The sequence below is a fragment of the Agrobacterium sp. M50-1 genome, assembly GCF_049843495.1.
GTDB classification, from domain to species: domain Bacteria; phylum Pseudomonadota; class Alphaproteobacteria; order Rhizobiales; family Rhizobiaceae; genus Agrobacterium; species Agrobacterium radiobacter.
This window is the reverse complement of record NZ_JBBHZH010000008.1, coordinates 20,626-39,006: the sequence shown is the minus strand read 5'-3', so window position 1 is coordinate 39,006 and position 18,381 is coordinate 20,626. Positions and strand designations below refer to the sequence as shown.

Annotated in this window: 15 protein-coding genes; 6 read left to right on the top strand and 9 right to left on the bottom strand. The window is 59.7% G+C overall.

The genetic code is table 11. The features are described from left to right. Positions 1-52 precede the first annotated feature (52 nt). Positions 53-835 (top strand): pyrroline-5-carboxylate reductase, encoded by a 783-nt coding sequence (locus tag WDZ78_RS18360; protein WP_020010103.1) that lies wholly within the window; start codon positions 53-55, stop codon positions 833-835. 54 nt (positions 836-889) lie between these two features. Here WDZ78_RS18360 and WDZ78_RS18355 read toward each other — a convergent pair whose 3' ends face one another. The 6 genes from WDZ78_RS18355 to WDZ78_RS18330 all read right to left on the bottom strand — a co-directional run bounded on the left by WDZ78_RS18355 (position 890) and on the right by WDZ78_RS18330 (position 7,247). After that, positions 890-2,488: an MFS transporter gene (locus tag WDZ78_RS18355; protein WP_425673834.1), complete on the bottom strand. Its 1,599-nt coding sequence runs from the start codon at positions 2,486-2,488 to the stop codon at positions 890-892. Further along, positions 2,485-2,925: a DoxX family protein gene (locus tag WDZ78_RS18350; RefSeq protein WP_425673833.1), complete on the bottom strand. Its 441-nt coding sequence runs from the start codon at positions 2,923-2,925 to the stop codon at positions 2,485-2,487. The genes WDZ78_RS18355 and WDZ78_RS18350 overlap by 4 nt, the downstream gene beginning before the upstream one ends. Before the next feature lie 208 nt (positions 2,926-3,133). Next, on the bottom strand, positions 3,134-5,116 hold the full coding sequence (locus WDZ78_RS18345) for an amidohydrolase (protein ID WP_425673832.1): 1,983 nt from the start codon (positions 5,114-5,116) through the stop codon (positions 3,134-3,136). Beyond that, on the bottom strand, positions 5,116-5,406 hold the full coding sequence (locus tag WDZ78_RS18340; RefSeq protein WP_020010107.1) for a XapX domain-containing protein: 291 nt from the start codon (positions 5,404-5,406) through the stop codon (positions 5,116-5,118). Before WDZ78_RS18340 ends, WDZ78_RS18345 begins: the two co-directional genes overlap by 1 nt. 72 nt (positions 5,407-5,478) lie before the next feature. Then, the gene (locus tag WDZ78_RS18335) at positions 5,479-6,171 is read right to left on the bottom strand and encodes a hydrolase (protein ID WP_020010108.1); all 693 of its coding nucleotides are present in this window, start codon (positions 6,169-6,171) and stop codon (positions 5,479-5,481) included. A 143-nt stretch (positions 6,172-6,314) separates the two neighbouring features. Then, positions 6,315-7,247 carry a ring-cleaving dioxygenase gene (locus tag WDZ78_RS18330; protein ID WP_020010109.1) on the bottom strand — a complete coding sequence of 311 codons (933 nt, stop codon included), beginning with the start codon at positions 7,245-7,247 and terminating at the stop codon, positions 6,315-6,317. Between the two features lie 119 nt (positions 7,248-7,366). On the opposite strand from WDZ78_RS18330, the gene WDZ78_RS18325 reads away from it, so the two are divergent. Beyond that, entirely contained in the window at positions 7,367-8,266 is a 900-nt protein-coding gene (locus WDZ78_RS18325) for a LysR family transcriptional regulator (protein WP_003508348.1), read from the top strand. A 120-nt stretch (positions 8,267-8,386) separates the two neighbouring features. Here the strand turns inward: WDZ78_RS18325 and WDZ78_RS18320 are convergent, their stop codons facing one another. Genes WDZ78_RS18320 through WDZ78_RS18310 form a run of 3 tightly spaced genes read right to left on the bottom strand, consistent with a single transcriptional unit; the run spans position 8,387 to position 11,141 of the window. Next, complete coding sequence (locus WDZ78_RS18320) at positions 8,387-9,466, bottom strand: alpha/beta hydrolase (protein WP_020010110.1); 1,080 nt, start codon at positions 9,464-9,466, stop codon at positions 8,387-8,389. Positions 9,467-9,492: 26 nt separating this feature from the next. Further along, the gene (locus tag WDZ78_RS18315; protein WP_111834813.1) at positions 9,493-9,957 is read right to left on the bottom strand and encodes a cyclophilin-like fold protein; all 465 of its coding nucleotides are present in this window, start codon (positions 9,955-9,957) and stop codon (positions 9,493-9,495) included. Next, on the bottom strand, positions 9,954-11,141 hold the full coding sequence (locus WDZ78_RS18310) for an MFS transporter (RefSeq protein WP_020010112.1): 1,188 nt from the start codon (positions 11,139-11,141) through the stop codon (positions 9,954-9,956). The genes WDZ78_RS18315 and WDZ78_RS18310 overlap by 4 nt, the downstream gene beginning before the upstream one ends. Before the next feature lie 124 nt (positions 11,142-11,265). Between WDZ78_RS18310 and WDZ78_RS18305 the strand changes: the two genes are divergently transcribed. The 4 genes from WDZ78_RS18305 (at position 11,266) to WDZ78_RS18290 (ending at position 18,349) form a co-directional block, all read left to right on the top strand. Continuing rightward, positions 11,266-12,159 (top strand): LysR family transcriptional regulator, encoded by an 894-nt coding sequence (locus WDZ78_RS18305; protein ID WP_026363586.1) that lies wholly within the window; start codon positions 11,266-11,268, stop codon positions 12,157-12,159. 711 nt (positions 12,160-12,870) lie between these two features. Then, a complete protein-coding gene (locus tag WDZ78_RS18300) occupies positions 12,871-15,024 on the top strand; it encodes an ice nucleation-like protein (RefSeq protein WP_425673831.1) in 2,154 nt (717 codons plus the stop codon). A gap of 93 nt (positions 15,025-15,117) precedes the next feature. Next, positions 15,118-16,083, top strand: a complete 966-nt coding sequence (locus tag WDZ78_RS18295; RefSeq protein ID WP_425673830.1) for a glycosyltransferase — start codon at positions 15,118-15,120, stop codon at positions 16,081-16,083. 304 nt (positions 16,084-16,387) lie between these two features. Then, positions 16,388-18,349, top strand: a complete 1,962-nt coding sequence (locus tag WDZ78_RS18290; RefSeq protein ID WP_425673829.1) for a glycosyl transferase — start codon at positions 16,388-16,390, stop codon at positions 18,347-18,349. Positions 18,350-18,381: the final 32 nt, after the last annotated feature.

Below are 18,381 nucleotides of genomic sequence, written 5' to 3'. Positions count from 1 at the left end.
AAAATGACACGGCCGATGTCTCTCTCGGTCCAATCGCCGCAGCGGAGACCTCATGTCCCTTCCCCAGAAAATCGGATTTATCGGAACCGGCGCCATTACCGATGCAATGGTACGGGGCCTGCTGGCCAGGCCTACCGCCTTGCAGCATGTCATGGTGTCCCAGCGCAGCGCGGATATCTCGGCCAGACTTGCAGTCGATTTTCCGCAGGTGATCATCTCCAGCGACAATCAGGCGATCGTCAATGGCTGCGATACCGTGATGCTGGCTATCCGTCCGCAGATCGCCGAAGAGGTCATCCGGCCACTGCAGTTCCGCGATGGGCAGAAGGTCATCAGCGTCGTGGCGGCAACCAGCCGCGAGTCGCTTCTTGACTGGATCGGCACGGATGTGCGTCTCACCCAGGCGATCCCGCTGCCCTTCGTCGCCCGGCGCAAGGGTGTCACCGCCATTTATCCCGCCGATACGGACACTGCCGCAATCTTCAACGTGCTCGGCAATGCGGTGGAATGCGAGACCAAGGCGGAATACGACCTTCTGGCCGCGGCCAGCGCTCTGATGGCCACCTATTTCGGCATCATGCAGACAACGACCGAATGGCTGGCCGAGAACGGTCTGCCGGAAGAAAAGGCGCGCGCTTATCTTGCCCCCCTCTTCGCCGGCCTCTCCGAGGTGGCGGTGCTTGCGGGAAGCAAGGCGGATTTCACCGAGATCAGCCGCGAGTTCGCGACAAAAGGCGGCCTCAACGAGCAGGTGCTGCTGGACTTCGACGGCAAGGGCGGCTCAGGGGCGCTGAAGGACGCATTGAGCCGCGTGCTGGAGCGGATTACGCAATAGCCGGACAGTTGCAACGGCAACAACAAAAAAGGGGCCTTTCGGCCCCTTTCTGTCTTATGCCCTCCCCGGACGGTTGATTGTGAGGAAGTGCCGCACAACAGGCTTTTCCAGCCCGGAATGGTAAGCCAGCACCTTGCCCTGCAAATCCGCGTCGGCATGGGAAACCCGCTTGTGCTGGCGCAGATGTTCAGCCCAGGATTCCACCATGAACCATTCGACGATCTTCTGCGGATCGGCGGAGTCTTCCGTCACACCCCAGCCATAGGCGCCATCGCGGCGACGTTCCTGGGAAAGCTCGTCCAGTGCATGCAGGAAAGCGGAGCGGTGATGCTTTTCGACATTATATTCGATCAGGATCAGAACCGGGCCGCGATCATGGGCCACCGGCTCGGCAACGAGCGGTTCGGGCCAATGGTTGGACGGCACCATATCCGCATCGCCCGCAGGCAGTTTCAGGCGGTGCATGACGAGGCCCGCAACCAGCAATCCCGCAGCGCCGATCAGCAACGCACCCGGCACGCCTGTGGCTTCACCAACAGCACCCCAGCCTAGGCTGCCGGCCGTCATCGCGCCATTGAAGACGGTGAGGTAGACGGCAAGGCCACGGCCACGCACCCAGTTCGGCAGAACTGCCTGGGCGGCCCCATTCAGCGTGGTCAACGCCGTGATCCACGCGCCACCGAGGAAGAGCAGGATGATGATGGCAAGCCATTTCGGCGGTGCGAAGGACAGTCCGGCCATGACGAGCGCAGTCGTGAGAGCCGCACCCAGCAGCAGGGCATCGGCATCGAAACGTTCGCGCAGCTTTGGCATGACCAGCGCGCCGCCGATAGCGCCGGCGCCGACGGCGCCGAGCAGGATACCGTAGAAGCTCGCATCTCCACCGAGCAATTGCCGGGCGACCAGAGGCAGCAGCGCCCAGACAGCACTGGCGAAGGCAAAGAAAATCGCCGCCCGCAGCAGGACGACATGCAGCGGCTTGCTGGCGCGGGTATAACGAAGGCCTGCCCGGAATGCGCCGAAGAAACCTTCCGCAAGTGCATCATTGGCGTTCTTTGCCCGTGGCCACCACAGAAGGGCAGCGATAACCACGAAATAGCTGGCGACATCGGCGCCATAGGTAAAGGCCGCCCCGAAGGCCGCGAGCAGAATGCCGCCGGCAGCCGGACCGATGGAACGGGCGATGTTGATGCCGAGCGAGTTCAGCGCCACGGCGCTCTTGATATCCTCACGTTTCACCAGCTCCGGCACGATGGCCTGCCAGGTCGGGCCCATCAGCGCGGCGCCGATGCCGCCGAGGAAAGTGAGACCGATCAGCGCGCTGACGGACAACAGGCCGGTTTGGGCCAGAACCATGAGGGTAACGCTGACGGAGGCCAGCAGCAGCTGCACCGCGATCAGGAATTTGCGGCGGTCGAGAATATCGGTCAGCACGCCGGCCGGGATTGCCAGCAGAAAGATCGGCAGCGTCCCTGCCGCCTGAACCATGGCGACGGCCGCCGGCGAGGCCGAAAGATCGGTCATCAGCCATGAACTGGCGACATCACGCATGAAACTGCCGGTATTGCCGAGCACCGTCGCGGCCCAGAGGACGGCGAAAACCGGTTGCGCAAGGGGAGCAAAGCTGCTCGCCGAAGATTTTGCGGCACTCATTTGCCTGTTCCTTTCGTGAGATCGATTGCGGCGACGATGATGAAGGCGCCGGCAAGGCCAAGATGCTCGAAGAAGGCGTTGGTGGCCATCATGCGGTCCATGCCGGGCGCCATTTCCCAGAAGCGCAGAGCGATGAAGGTGGCCAGAAGCGTGAAGCCTGCAAGTGAGAGAGCACCGGCCCAGCGCAGGAAGCCCGACACCACCAATGCGGAGGCGGTAAGCTCGAACAGGATGACGACGACGGCGAATGCGGCCGCCGGCTGAAGGCCAAAATGGTTCATCTCGGCGATCGCGCCGGGGAAGTCGAAGATCTTGGTCAGCGGCCCCTGAATATAGGCCGAGCAAAGCGCCAGAAGCGCAAGGGTCATTGTGACGGGGGCGGCAACGACATTTGCGAGGAAGCCGCGAAGGCGAAGGGTTGAAGATGGCTCGGTCATTTTTTGCTCCTGCGATCTGGCCGGTCGGTTCGAGCGGCGCTGCGTTCATGTGATGGAGCGATATTGGCGCAAAGGATTACCGCCAACAATTGCATCAATAGTTTCTATATAATTGCGAATTTTGTAATATTCTTTTTGTCGCCGGATCTTTCGCAGACACCGGGCAGCGGTAATCCACTGCCCGGCGGAGTTCTCGTACCGATCAGTCTCAGACCGCCCAGCAGGAGCAGCCGAGAGCGCCGAAAAAGCCCTTCAGATCGGCAATCGGCAGTTTCGACGTCCATGCACCGGCATGGTCGTGCCCATGCACACCGCAATCGCTGGCACAGCCGCAGGACGAGATCGCAGCCCGTCTGAGCGAGTTCTTTCCAGCACCCTGCGGCTCACCCCAGGCGGCATAACCGCCGAAGGTTCGCACAGGCGACCAGTCGGGCATCGCCGGCGGAATATTGCTTTCATCAAGTGTCCTGAAGTCGCCGGCGCCATAGACGATCTTGCCGCCGACCATGGTCAGTTCGGAGGTAAGGAAGGAGATTTCATCCTCCGCGCAGGAGAAATAATCCTTGTCCGGCACCACGAGATCGGCGAACTGGCCTTTTTCGATACGGCCCTTCTTGCCTTCCTCGTTGGAAAACCAGGTGACTTTTTCGGTCCACATGCGCAGCGCCGTCTCGCGGTCGAGGCAGTTGGCGCGCGGATAAAGCTGCATGCCGCCCACCGTCTTGCCCGTCACCATCCAGAACAGCGACACCCACGGATTATAGGAGGCGACGCGCGTTGCATCCGTACCTGCCGAAACATTCACGCCCTTTTCCAGCATTCGCGCAATCGGCGGTGTGGCCTCCGCCACGCCCTGGCCATACCGTTCGACGAAATATTCGCCCTGATAGGCCATGCGATGCTGGGTTGCGATGCCGCCGCCAAGCGCGGCGATGCGGTCGATCGAGCGGTCGGAGATGGTTTCGGCATGATCGAAGAACCAGTTCAACCCTTCGAGCGGGATATCCCGGTTGACCTTTTCGAAGACATCCAGCGCCCGCGAAATCGTCTCGTCATAGGTGGCGTGCAGACGCCAGGGCCAGCGGTTTTCCGCCAGAATCCGGACGACATCTTCGAGCTCGCCTTCCATTTCCGGCGGCATGTCCGGCCGTGGCTGGCGGAAATCCTCGAAATCGGCAGCGGAAAAGACGAGCATTTCGCCTGCGCCATTGTGCCGGAAATAGTCGTTACCCTGCTTATATTTGACCGATGACGTCCAGTTGAGGAAGTCCTCCTTCTCCTGCTTCGGCTTCTGGGTGAAGAGATTGTAGGCCAGCCGAACCGTCATCTGGTTCTCATCCGACAGCCTCTGGATCACTTCGTAATCATCGGGGTAATTCTGGAAGCCGCCGCCGGCGTCGATCACGCCGGTCACACCCAGCCTGTTCAGCTCGCGCATGAAGTGGCGGGTGGAATTGACCTGATAATCGAGAGGCAGCTTCGGCCCCTTGGCGAGCGTCGAATAGAGGATGCCGGCATTCGGCTTGGCGAGCAGCAGGCCGGTCGGATTGCCGTTCGCATCGCGGGTGATCTCGCCGCCGGGCGGGTTCGGCGTATCCTTGGTGTAACCAACGGCGCGAAGCGCTGCGCCGTTCAGCAGCGCCCGGTCGTAGAGATGCAGCAGGAAGACCGGCGTATCCGGCGCCACCGCATTGATTTCCTCGATGGTCGGCAGGCGCTTTTCAACGAATTGATGCTCGGTGAAACCGCCCACGACCCGCACCCATTGCGGGGCAGGCGTGATCGCCACCTGACGCTTCAGCATGTCCATGGCATCGGCAAGCGAGCGCACGCCGTCCCAGCGCAGTTCCATGTTGAAGTTCAGGCCGCCGCGCACGACGTGGGTGTGATTGTCGATCAGGCCGGGCAGAACCCGCTTGCCCTTCAGGTCGACGATCTTCGTGTCCGGCCCGGCAAGGGCCATGACCTCGGCGTCGCTTCCCACCTCCAGAAACAGGCCGTCCTTGATGGCGACTGCCGTTGCGTTCGGGTTGCCGCGATCGAGCGTCGTGACGCGGCCATTGTGAAGGATCGTATCTGGATGCATGGAAGAACCTCCGGTCTTGATGAGATCAGCGGCCTTAGCCGGTGAAAACAGATTCGGAAAGGCAAGGCTCGAAGCCGCGCCAAGAAAGGTGCGTCGTGTCGGCATCAGCCTCTCTCCCGGTTGATAGGCTGTTTGACCTCGGCAAGGCCAGTTGTTTCAGCGCCACCCTTCGGCATATGGCCGAACATATGCGGCTTGATCTGGTTGATCCACGAAACGGCGGCCGGTTCCTTGCCTACGATCGTTTTCGCGAAAGGGATGATCTGCTCTCCAACCAATATGCCGAGCAGACCGACGAGAGCGATGACGGGTGGTGCGGGAGAACGCACATTGAGCAGGCTGTAAACGATGCCGACCAGCAGACCGGCGCCAAGGGACAGAAGATAGACTTTCATCGAAACCTCCTCGATGGGTAAAAGCCGCACCGGACTGGATGGCGATCCTGCCGGCGCGGCGTGGTTGAAAGCTTATTTCTTGGCCGGGTTGGGGCCGATGCGCTTGCCGTGCTTGACGCGTTCTTCACCGCCATGGACATGGGTGACGGCATAATCGATGCCCATGCCGTAGGCGCCGGAATGTTCCTTCACCAGTGTGGTGACGGCGTCATAGGTTTCCTTGCGTGCCCAGTCGCGCTGCCATTCGAGCAGCACCTGCTGCCAGGTCACGGGAATGATGCCGGCCTGCACCATGCGGTCCATGGCATATTTATGCGCATCGACAGAGGTGCCGCCGGAGGCGTCCGCCACCATGTAGATCTCGTAATCCGCGACATCATGGAGCGCCGAGAGTGCGAAGGTGGTGTTGCAGACTTCCGTCCACAGGCCGGAGACGACGATCTTCCTGCGGCCACCAGCGGCGTTCTTCGCCAGCGCATCGCGGACATTCTGGTCGTCCCAGGAATTCATCGAGGTACGCTCGAGAATGTCGTTTTCCGGGAAGACCGCAAGCAGTTCCGGGAACGTGTTGCCAGAGAAGCTTTCCGTTTCAACCGTGGTGATGGTCGTCGGAATGTTGAAAATCTTTGCCGCCTTGGCGAGGCCGACGACATTGTTCTTCAGGGTCTGGCGGTCGATCGACTGCACACCGAAAGCCATTTGCGGCTGCTGGTCGATGAAGATGAGCTGGCTATTGGCGGGGGTAAGGACTTCGAGCTTGGACATTTTCAGTTCTCCGTTCAGGTGGTGATTGCCGATCTGCGGCGGTGGAAACTAGGAAGGCTTCGCCGGCCGGCTGCCCGGCAGGGGCAGCCGTCTTGAAAAGCGTAATATCTATTTGGTCAGTGGATGCGGATCAGAGACCCGCTCTATGCCGCAAGGGGAGCGAGGTTCGCCTCAATCTGGTTGCGGAAAGGTTCATAGCGGCTCGGCAGCTTGAGCGCTTCGCCCAGATGCGCGGTATCCTCGTCGCGGTCGAAACCGGGCTCATTGGTGGCGATCTCGAACAGGATGCCGCCCGGAGTGCGGAAATAGATCGCCCAGAAATAATCGCGATCGATGACGGGGGTGACCTGATAGCCCGTATCCATCAGCGCCTTACGCACGTCCAGCTGCTTTTGACGGTTTTCGACGGCGAAAGCGATATGGTGGACCGAACCTGCCCCCGGACGGGCAAAGGGCGTCTTCGGCAGGGCCGCAAGATCGATCGTGTCGGCACCGTTGCCGCCGGGAATGACGAAGCGCGTCACATTGCCTTCAGCATCAGCGCGTTCATAACCCATGAAACGAAGAAGTTCCTCAGTCGCGGCCGTGTCGTTCAGATTGAAGCGCGCGCCGGTGAAGCCCCGTATGGCGCTGTCTTCGGAAATACCCTCGGCCAGCCAGGGGGCGCGGGCATCATTGTCCGTTTCGATCAGCGCAAGTCCATCGCCATCGGGACCGGTGAAGCGCAGGCGCCCGGCGCCGAAGACCGTGTCGGCCTGAAGGCCGGCGGCGCCCTTGGCAAGCAGGCGCTCTTTCCAGAAGCCCAGCGAACCCTTCGGGATGGAAAACTGTGTCTCGCCCACCTCACCGACGCCGGGACGGCCGGCCATCATGTTGGCGAAGGGAAAATAGGTCATGACCGTGCCGGGCGTGCCATTTTCGTCGCCGTAATAAAGGTGATAGACGCTGGGTTCGTCAAAGTTGACGGTTTTCTTCACCCGGCGCAGGCCGAGCGTATCGGTGAAGAAGCTGTTGTTCTGCCGCGCATCCGACGCCATTGAGGTGATGTGGTGCAGGCCCTTGATATCCTTGATCATCGTCGGCGCCTTTCGTTGTTGGTGTGTCCGTTTCGATGGACAAAGATGTAACCCGCTTGATTGCATCGCGGAATTGCAATATTTCTCTCGAATGAATTGCGATTTTTGAAATAATAGAGATGAACGACCATAAAGCTCTGAAAACCTTTCTGATGGCGGCCGAAAAGCGCAACTTCGCGCAAGTCGCCCGTGAACTGGGCATGACGGCGGCTGCCGTCACCCGTGCGATTGCCGCGCTTGAAGACGATCTCGGTGTGCAATTGTTTGTCCGCACCACCCGACAGGTTTCCTTGACGACGGACGGCGCCATCTTCGCCGCACAGATCCAGCCGGCGGTCGAGGCGCTTGAGAACGCCCGGCGCGATGTCCGCAACGCCCATAAGGCCGATGAGGGGCGCCTGAGGATCAGCGCGCCGACATGGCTTGGCAAGACGGTGCTGCCGCCGATCCTGTCGGGTTTCCGGGAACTCTATCCAAAAATGTGCTTCGAGATTTCCCTGTCGGACGGCCTGATCAATATCGTGGATGACGACTACGATCTGGCGATCCGCATATCGTCCGCCCCGTCAGACAAATTCACCATCTGGCGCAAGATCAGGGCCGTGCCGCGAATATTGGTGGCGGCACCGGGCAGCCGGTTTACGCAGATGGAACATCCAAGCGAACTGACCCCTGACGATTGCCTTGCCTATAGCGGTGAAAGCCGGCGGGAGAACTGGGTCCTGTCAGACGGCGGATCGAGCATCGCCATCTCGGCCGGCCGCGCATTCAGCGCCAATAGCGGCGAAGTTCTTGCCGATATGGCGGCAGATGGCGCGGGCGTGGCCATGCTGCCGGGATTTAATATCGCCGAGCATATCCATAGCGGCCGGCTCGTTCATGTCCTGCCCGGCTGGGCGCCGCCCGAACTCTGGCTGACGCTCTATTATCCGCCCTATCAGACGCTGCCGCCCCGTATCGCGACCTTCTCGAAATTCTTCGAGGAACAATTGCCGGCGCATATGGTGATGCTGGACTAGAGCCGGCGACCTTGACCCCGCCGACGCGCACGAGCGCGTCGGCCTGATGCGTGGCTTAGCGTGGCGGCAGCAAGAAATGGCAATAGCCGGGGCTGCCGCAACGTTCTGATGGTCGGGCCTCTAGGCCAGATGCTGGCTGAAGAAGGCGGCGATCCGGTCGAACGGGATTTTGTCGGCGCGGTCATACAGGTCCGTATGGTTGGCGTCCGGAATGATCACGAGTTCCTTAGGTTCGGCAGCGGCAGCGAAAGCTGTCTCGCTGAAATATCGGGAATGCGCTTTCTCGCCATGGATGAACATCACCGGGCGCGGCGATATTTCGGCGATATAGGTCAGGATCGGCATGTTCATGAACGACAGGGGTGTCGTCTGCGTCCAGGAATTACCCGAATTGACAGCACGCGCATGATAGCCGCGCGGCGTCCGGTAGTAATCGTGATAGTCGATCAGGAACTGCGCTTCGCCACCCTTGAGATCGTTATAAGGCGGCTGATAGGCGGGGCTTCCCTTTTCCGCATCCTGCCAGCGCTGCCGGCTCATCTGCTCCAGCGCCTGTGTGCGCTGTTCGAGGGTGACGCTGTCGTTGTAACCTTTGGACATGGCCCGCGTCATGTCATACATGGTGCTGGCCACGACCGCCTTCACGCGCTTGTCCGCCGCGACAGCGTTCAGCGCCATGCCGCCCCAGCCGCAGATACCGATGACGCCGATACGCTCGCGATCCACATAGGATTGCAGCCCGATGTAATCCACCGCGGCGCTGAAGTCCTCGGTATTGATATCCGGCGAGGCGACGTTCCGGGGCTCGCCGCCGCTTTCTCCGGTATAGGAGGGATCGAACGCCAGCGCGGCAAATCCGCGCTCCGCCATCGTCTGCGCATAAAGACCGGACGACTGTTCTTTTACCGCACCGAAGGGGCCGCTGATCACAAGGGCGGCCAAAGGCGCACTTTCGCGGTTCTTTGGCAGGTAGAGGTCACCTGCCAGGGTAATGCCGTAGCGGTTCTTGAACGAGACCTTCTGGTGATCGACATTGTCGCTCTTCGGGAAGACCTTGTCCCATGAAGAGGTTTGGGCGAAAGCCTGCGTCGCGCTCGCCATCGGCACCATGCCCATTGCGGCGACGGCGATGCCCGTTGCCTTCATCAGGTTGCGCCTGCCGGTATTGCAGGTTTCATCAGTTTCGACTGGCTTGCTCATGCTGGGAACTCCTGTTGTGGTTCGGTTCATTGGACGCGTTCGATGCGCAGCGGAAATTCCCCGGGGATATGAAGCGCTTCATAGCCTTTATCGAAGCGTCCCAGCCGGATGAGGCCGGGATGCCTGTAGTCGGCATAGAACATCGCGAGATTGCCCCAGGGCATGTAATAACAGAGGTCGTAAGGTCGCTCGTTTTCGAACGGACCGTGGCCTTCGACCGTCAGCTTTCGAGGGAGATAGGCGATCTTCTCGTTGGAGCCGAAGTCAGCGATCCTGACGTCGAGCGGCAGCATGGACGCGAAATCGCGGGCTGACGGATTGTCGTAGAGCGTCGCTATCATCGTGTTTTCTGCGAAAATCAGCTTGATCTTCAAATCGGTCCTCTCCTGATTGTTAGGCCCGCTTTTGCTGAAAGCTCGCCCCGGCAGGATGAAGGCGGCGGCCATCGCCAGCAGGATGCGTCGGGCGAAAACCGCCGGGCGACCATTCACGATCGCCTCCGCGCCAGCCGCCAGGCGACAAAAGAGGCAAGCGAAGAACCGCAGAGCAACAATGCGCTCAGCGTGAAGGCCGACCACCAGCCGAAACTGTCGAATAAAATGCCGCCGACCGAGGCCCCCGCCGTGATCGCCAGTTGAATGACGGCAACCTGCAGCCCGCCGCCGGCCTCGGCATCATCAGGCAGAATGCGGCTCAGCCAGGTGCCCCAGCCAACGGGTGCGGCGGTTCCAACGAAACCCCAGCCGACAAGTGCGGCTGCGACAGGAAGTTTCGCGTCGCCAAAGGCGACCATGAAGAGCGCGATACCGGCCATCAACAGGGGAATGATCGCAAGAATGCTGAAGAGACGGTGTTGCAGCAGCCGGCCGACGACCCAGGTTCCGACCGCCCCCGCCAATCCCATGATCAGCAGCAGCAACGACAGCATCGTGATTTCGACCCGCGTGACCTGCTCGAGAAAGGGCCGCAGATAGGTAAAAAGTGCGAACTGACCCATGAACAACAGCAGGATCGCGATCATGCCCGCCGTGACGGCTGGACGTCCAAGCAGCCTGAAGACATTCGCGGATACACGGGCGCGGCGCGGCGGAAGTTCCGGCAGGACGATCCATTGCCACAGGAGCGCAAGCAGGCCGATAGGCACGACCAGAAAGAAGGCGCCGCGCCAGCCGATATAGGCGCCCAGCAGGCTGCCAAGTGGGGCGGAAACCGTTGCCGCAACCGCGTTGCCGGCATTCAGCAGTGCAAGTGCTTTCGGCACCTGATCATGGGAGACGAGACGCATCACGATCGCGGTGGACATCGACCAGAAGCCGCCGATCGAAATTCCGAGCAATGCCCGGCCAAGCATCAAGAGCGGGAAAGACGGTGCAAGGGTGACCACGATGCCGGACACCATCAAGAGCGCCGTGAGGCCGAGCACGACAACGCGCCGGTCCAGCCGCCGGGTCAGGCCGGTAATCAACAGGCTGGTGATAACCGCAAAGATGCCGGAGATGGAGATCGCCTGCCCCGTATTACCTTCTGAAACGCCGAGATCGGCGGCGATCGGCGTCAGCAGACTGACGGGCATGAATTCCGAAGCGATCAACACGAAGGCGCAGAGCGTCATGCAAAACACGGCGCTCCATGCCGCACGTCTGCTGCCCATCTTTTCGTCATAGGTGAGAGTCATTCGCCAGATCCCACTAAAATCCCGGTTTCTTTCGATGGCGGGAAGATATTGCCGGGCGACTTTGCGGACAATCCGTGCTAATTCGCATGGACTTATCGAAATTCAATATTAATCAGAGGTTTTGATGCAGCGAGAGGATATGAAGGATCTCCTCTGGTTCATGGAGGTTGCCAAAGAGCGGAGCTTTACGAAGGCTGCGGCGACGCTCGGAACATCGCAATCGACATTGAGCTATACAATCAAGCAGCTTGAAGCCCGGCTGGGCGTGCGCCTGCTGACGCGGACAACACGCAGCGTGGCCACGACGGAAGCCGGCGAACGCCTGCTTTTATCTATCGCTCCGCGATTTCAGGGGATCGAGGCGGATCTGGCGGATCTCGTCGCCTTTCGCGAAAAGCCCTCAGGCACCTTGCGCCTCACCCTGTCCGATCACGCCCTGCAAACAACCGTCTGGCCGAAACTGGGCCGCGTTCTGTCCAACTACCCCGACATTCGTGTCGAGCTCTATAGCGACAATGGCATGCGCAATATTGTCGAGGAACGCTTCGACGCCGGCGTGCGACTGGGCGAGAGCGTCGACAGGGACATGATCGCCGTCCGGATCGGCCCGGACTGGCGTCTGAGAGCCGTGGCTTCGCCAGACTATTTCGTCAGACACGGCATCCCTGTCATACCCCAGGATCTGGTCGGCCATGTCTGCATCAATACGCGTCAGGCAACCTGGGGTGGATTTTACGCCTGGGAATTTGAAAAGGACGGGCGGGAGCTGCGGGTCAGGGTTGACGGACAACTAAGCTTCAATTCCTCGATCTCCCAGATCGACGCTGCGATGAAAGGCTACGGGATCGCGTACGTTCCGGAAGACCTCGTCGAGGCGCACATCGCTGAAGGGAGATTGCAGGCGGTTCTGGACAATTGGAGCGAGCCCTTCACCGGCTACCACCTCTATTATCCGAGCAGGCGCCAGATGTCTCCGGCGATGAAGGTGATCATCGACGCCCTGCGCCATCATGCCTGATACGGAGGATTGACCTCCTATCGGGACAAGCGCCCTGAACCCAAACCGGCCCGTCATTCGTGGCGGATCATCGCGGCCCGCGTCTGTCCGTCTAAAGCATTGCCATATCCACGAAACGTGGAAATCACAGCTTCTTCTCCCTAAAAACAAACTTCACGGCGCCCGATATAAAGGAGACAAAGCAAATTATTGACTGCGGCTGACGCCCGTTACATCAGCGAATCAGCTTGCGACAAGAATTGCCGTTCCGTTTTGAGCGACAATAAACATTAAACCCTTGCGCTCCCGCCCGCCCAAACGGGCGCTACTTATACGAGCGCGGACACATCTGTTTTCCCGTAGTGAAAACCGACCGACTGGGTAATTGGATTCGTAATTTTATACTCGATAAAGCTCTAAGATACGAAAACATCAAGAATAAAATGTGCCCCTCCAAATATTAACTAGGCTTTAAATGTTCGCCTGATATGACACGCACGTCGCGAAGATGTTAAGCGGCGGAAATTATTAAGCGGCATTCGCACAAGCTAGCGTGGAAAATCCGGGCCCCCTTCTCCGGCTCGAATTGCATGATGCCTTTCCAGCGCAGGTTCACATGAGCCATGTTCTCCACAATTTCGCTTTATTTGCGGATGTCGGACCGCTGTCATCATGGGCAGTGTCTGGCGGCAGATAGGCGTGACCAGTCGCCATTCGGTAAAGGACACGTTCATGACTTCTATTCTTTCCTCACTGTCTGCTGTGCAGATATCCAAGCTTTCCACGGCCACAATCGCCAGCCTAACCTCTGAAGACGTGAATGCCCTTGACAGCACCAAGATCAAGGCCCTTTCGTCGTCTCAGATCGCTTCTTTGAGCACAGATAACCTTGCTCTTTTCAGCTCTGAAGACCTTCGGGCCATCTCCGTGAGCGCCTTTAAGGGACTGACCCTGACCCAGATCGCAAAACTGAGCTCCGCTCAGATCGGCGGTCTATCGGCGTCTCAGGTTACGGCGCTTTACACCAGCCAGATCGACGCCCTCTCAACCGACCAGATCAAGGCTCTTAACTCGGCTCAGGTCGCCGGTCTCAGCTCCGCACAGGTTGCAACCCTGAACAGCAGCGAACTGGCTCTGTTCTCCTCCGACGAGATCAAGGCCATCAGCGCCAACGCCATCGCCGGTCTTTCCGCCGCTGCACTTGCTGGCCTCGGTACAGAAAACGCCGCGGCACTGACCAAGACGCAGATCGCCGGCCTGTCTTCGGCACAGCTTGGCGCCCTCTCCTCCGACAACCTTGCCACCTTCTCCGCCGATGAAGTCAAGGCCATCAGCACCAAGCTCCTCGCCGGCCTCGACGTCACCAAGCTGAGCACTGGCAACATCGCCGCCCTGAGCAGAACCCAGATTTCGGCACTGTCCTCGGCACAGTTCGCAGCTCTCTCGACCGACCAGATCAAGGCCCTCAACTCCGATCAGGTCGCCGGCCTCAGTTCCGCGCAGGTCGCCACCCTGAGCAGCAGCGAGCTGGCACTGTTCTCGACCGACGAGATCAAGGCCATCAGCGCCAATGCCGTCGCCGGTCTTACACTGGCTGGTCTCGGCACCGAAAATGCCGCCGCTCTGACAAAGACGCAGATCGCCGGTCTGTCTTCGACACAACTGAACGCCCTGTCCTCCGACAGCCTTGACACCTTCTCCGCCGATGAAATCAAGGCCATCAGCACCAAGGCACTCGCGGGCATCGACGTCACCAAGCTGAGCACTGGCAACATCGCCGCCCTGAGCAGAACGCAGGCCGCAGCGCTTTCCTCGGCGCAATTTGCAGCCCTGTCGACCGACCAGATCAAGGCCCTTACCTCCGATCAGGTCGCCGGCCTCAGCTCCGCTCAGGTCGCCACCCTGAGCAGCAGCGAACTGGCTCTGTTCTCCTCAGACGAGATCAAGGCCATCAGCGCCAACGCCGTCGCCGGTCTTACACTGGCTGGTCTCGGCACCGAAAACGCTGCGGCATTGACCAAGACGCAGATCGCCGGCCTGTCTTCGGCACAGCTGAACGCCCTGTCTTCCGACAGCCTTGCCACCTTCTCTGCCGATGAGGTCAAAGCCATCAGCACCAAGGCGCTCGCAGGCCTCGACGTCACCAAGCTGAGCACTGGCAACATCGCCGCCCTGAGCAGAACGCAGGCCGCAGCACTCTCCTCGGCGCAGTTCGCGGCTCTGACGACCGATCAGATCACGGCCCTCGGCTCCGATCAGGTCGCCGGCCTCAGCTCCGCACAGGTCGCCACCCTGAGCAGCAGCGAGCTGGCACTGTTCTCGACTGACGAGATCAAAGCGATCAGCGCAAATGCCATCGCCGGTCTTTCCGCGGCGGCCCTCGCTGGCCTCGGCACCGCAAACGCTGCGGCATTGACCAAGACACAGATCGCCGGCCTGTCTTCGGCACAGCTTGGCGCCCTGTCCTCTGATAGCCTTTCCACCTTCTCCGCCGATGAGGTCAAGGCCATCAGCACCAAGGCGCTTGCAGGCCTCGATGCCAGCAAGCTGAGCACCGATAACGTCGCCGCCCTGAGCAAAGCACAGGCCGCGGCACTCTCTTCGGCACAGTTCGCGGCCCTGTCGACCGACCAGATCAAGGCCCTCAACTCCGATCAGGTTTCCGGCCTCAGCTCCGCACAGATCGCGACCCTGAACAGCAGCGAACTGGCACTCTTCTCGACCGATGAGATCAAAGCGATCAGCGCAAATGCCGTCGCCGGTCTCTCCACAGCTGCCATTGGTGGTCTGAACAGCGCCCAGGCCGGCGCTCTCTCACCCCAGCAGCTCAAGGTCATGAACGATGCACAGGTCGAGGCGGTCATCAAAGCCTACAAGGCAGTATAAGACTTAAACGACCAGAAAACCTACGACGCGGCTCAGGGCCGCGTCGTAACATTTTAATTGCAGAATGCCCCAGAAGGACATTCAGTATCTGCCATGGCAAAAATATCCATCATCATTCCGGCCTTCAACATGGCTAGTCTTATCGGCGAGACACTCGACAGTGTTCTGCTTAATGACACCGAAATGGATATCGTCGTTGTCGACGATGCCTCCACCGACAATACCTGCGACATCGTTGAGCAATACATGGCGCGGCACGCCAATATAAGGCTGATGCGCAGCGAGACGAACACCGGGCCGGGCGTTGCCCGCAACAGGGCGCTGGCGACAATCGACAGCGAATATTGCCTGTTTCACGATGCTGACGACCTCCTGCACAAGGGAGCCGTCGATACCGTTCTCCCCTTGATGGATGATACGAATATCGATGTCGCGGCATTCAGATATAGCGTGTTGAGGACGGCCGGTGGCGCACCTGGCGAAATGGCGCCTATCGACAAGAATATCTGGGATAGCGTCCTCGGCAGTCACGACAGCGCCATGATCGATCTCGACTCGACCGCGCAATTCCTGGTGACGATCAATTACCCGTGGAACAAGATACTGCGGACATCTTTCATTCGCCAGACGAACTGGCGCTTCTCCACCGCGCGGATCAACGAAGACATCCTGCCGCATTGGGCAGCCTATATGAATGCCGGGCGCTTTCTGGCCATTAACAGCAGCCTGACAACACATCGCCTCATCCCGGGACGGGAACAGCATACGAGCACTTTCGACGAGCGCCGACTTGAAATGTTCGCGGCGCTGAAAGACACCGAAAAGCTCTTTCTGGAAAATCCGATCTTCAGGGCAAAATATTACCCGATCTTCATCGTCTTCAAGGCAGGTCTGCTGGAATGGGCGGCCAAGCAGATGCGGGAGGACCTGCACGGTCTTTTCCGGGAATACGTCGCGTATTCATACCAATACTTCACGGACGAAGACTTCGACAGTGTCTATAGGATAAACCCGTCAATCGCTCTGGCGAGTTACAGGATGAAACATTCTCGTCGCTAGACATGTGAGCGATCCTTATTGCGGCGCGACAGCATCAACGCCTCAAAAGCCGGCGCCTGACTGGGAGAAACCTTCGCTCCGCCGGGCCGCCGGCTGATCTGGACACGCAACGCCGCTTCAAACACATCCAGCCACAGGCAAGTTACCTGCGATAGCTAAGTACGGCCCATCAACAGGCCGTTTTTATCTTCGACCCTTTGTCGCCTTGCCGCAGGATGTCATGACCGCCAACCACGTCTCTCCTTCAAACGATGACACCGCTCCCAGCGCACTTGATCTTGCGCGGAACCAACGGTTAAGTCTCATGGATCTGCTGAGCGTGACCGAGGCGCTCACTGCCGCCGGCCAACGAGCCGCCGCCGTGGAACTCTACAAGACATGGGTCGCATTCAACGACAACAATCCCGTCATTCATCTTGCCTATTTCAATTATGCCGTAGCACTCAGCCAGCTTGGCGACCGCGCAGGCGCCGTACAGGCATTCCGCGCCTGTTTGAAGGCCAATCCGCAATTCGCTCCCGGCCATATCAATCTCGGCCGTGTCCTTGAAGACAGCGGGTTGATCGGCCAGGCAGTGGAACAGTGGTCGCACTATGCGGAGATGACGAAACATCTCGACGCCGAAGCGATCGGCCACCGGCATATGGCTCTGCAGAACACGGGCCGGGTTCTCGAAGGCGCTGGAAAGCTCGAGGACGCCGAAACCGCCCTGCTGCAGGCGTTCGAGCTGCGGCCGGAATTGCCGGAAGCAGGCCAGCACTGGGTGTCATTGCGGCAGCGTCAGTGCAAGTGGCCGGTGCTTGCGCCCTCGAACCACGTCCCTGCCCGCAAGATGATCGACGCCATGTCGTCGCTGACGCTGAGCTGTTACGCCGACGATCCGATGTTCCAGCTGGCCAAGGCATATCGCTATAGCAAAACGGTGGTCGGCACGCGCCCGGACCTCAGCCGTTTTCCGCGCAGATCACCGAAGCAGAAGTCGGGGACCGGTGAGCGGCTGCGCGTCGGCTACCTCTCGTCGGATCTTCGCGACCATGCCGTCGGCTTCGCTCTTTGCGAGGTTCTGGAGTTGCATGACAAGAACAGCCTTGAGGTCTTCGCCTATTATTGCGGTAACGTCCGCAACACTGACAGCACGCAGGAGCGGATCAAGGCAGCGGTTCATTGCTGGCGGGATATCCATGGCCTCGACGATGCCGCAGCGGCATCGCAGATCATCTCCGACGACATCGATATCCTGATCGACGTGAATGGCTACACCAAGGACGCGCGCACGAAGATTTTTGCCTATCGTCCCGCGCCTGTTATCGTCAGTTTCTGCGGCTACCCCGGATCGATGGGAAGCCCGTTCCATCATTATCTGATTTCCGACGGATACATGATCCCGCCGGAGAACGACATCTATTACTCCGAAAAGGTCCTGCGCATCGCGTGTGACCAGCCGCTTGACCGCAAGCGGCCCATCGCCGCCCGGCCAAGCCGGGCCGAGGTCGGGCTGCCGGAAGATGCATTCGTTTATGCCAGCTTCAACGGCATGCAGAAGATTACCGAAAGCTGCTTTGCGCGATGGATGACGATCCTGTCTGAAACGCCCGGCAGCCTGTTGTGGCTGCTGGCGGGCGACGAAGATGTCAATCAACGCCTGCAAGGCATCGCAGAAAAAAGCGGCGTCGCACCGGAACGGCTCGTATTTGCGCCAAAGGTCCCGAACCCGCACCATATTGCCCGTATCGGCGTCGCCGATCTGTTTCTGGACACGTTCCCCTATGGCGCTCACTCCACGGCTGCGGATGCGATAACCTCCGGCCTGCCCGTCCTCACCATGTCCGGCAAGACATTTGCTGCGCGCTTCTGCGGCAGCATCGTCACTGCTGCGGGTGTTCCGGAAATGATTTGTTCTTCGCCGGAAGATTATGTCGCCCGCGCCATCGGTTTCGAACGCGACCGGAAGAGCCTTCTGGAGGTTAGAGAATCGATCGCCCGGCAGCGGGATACCAGCGTATTGCGCGATATTCCCGCTCTGGCGCAACGTCTGGAAGAACTGTTCTGGCAAATGCAGGGCGAATGTGAGCGCGGCGAGACACCGGTGCCGGATCTCAGCAATCTCGATCTCTATTACGAACTGGGCGCGGAAGCCGTATTCGAGAACATAGAGTTTGAAGACGAGCAGAGCTACCGCAACCGCTACCTCAAGAAGCTCACCCAGTGGCACGACTATGCGCCAATTCCCTATGACCGTCGTCTCTGGCAGAAACCGGATAACTGAGCGCGGAATATTCTCGACCGGCCGAAGCACGC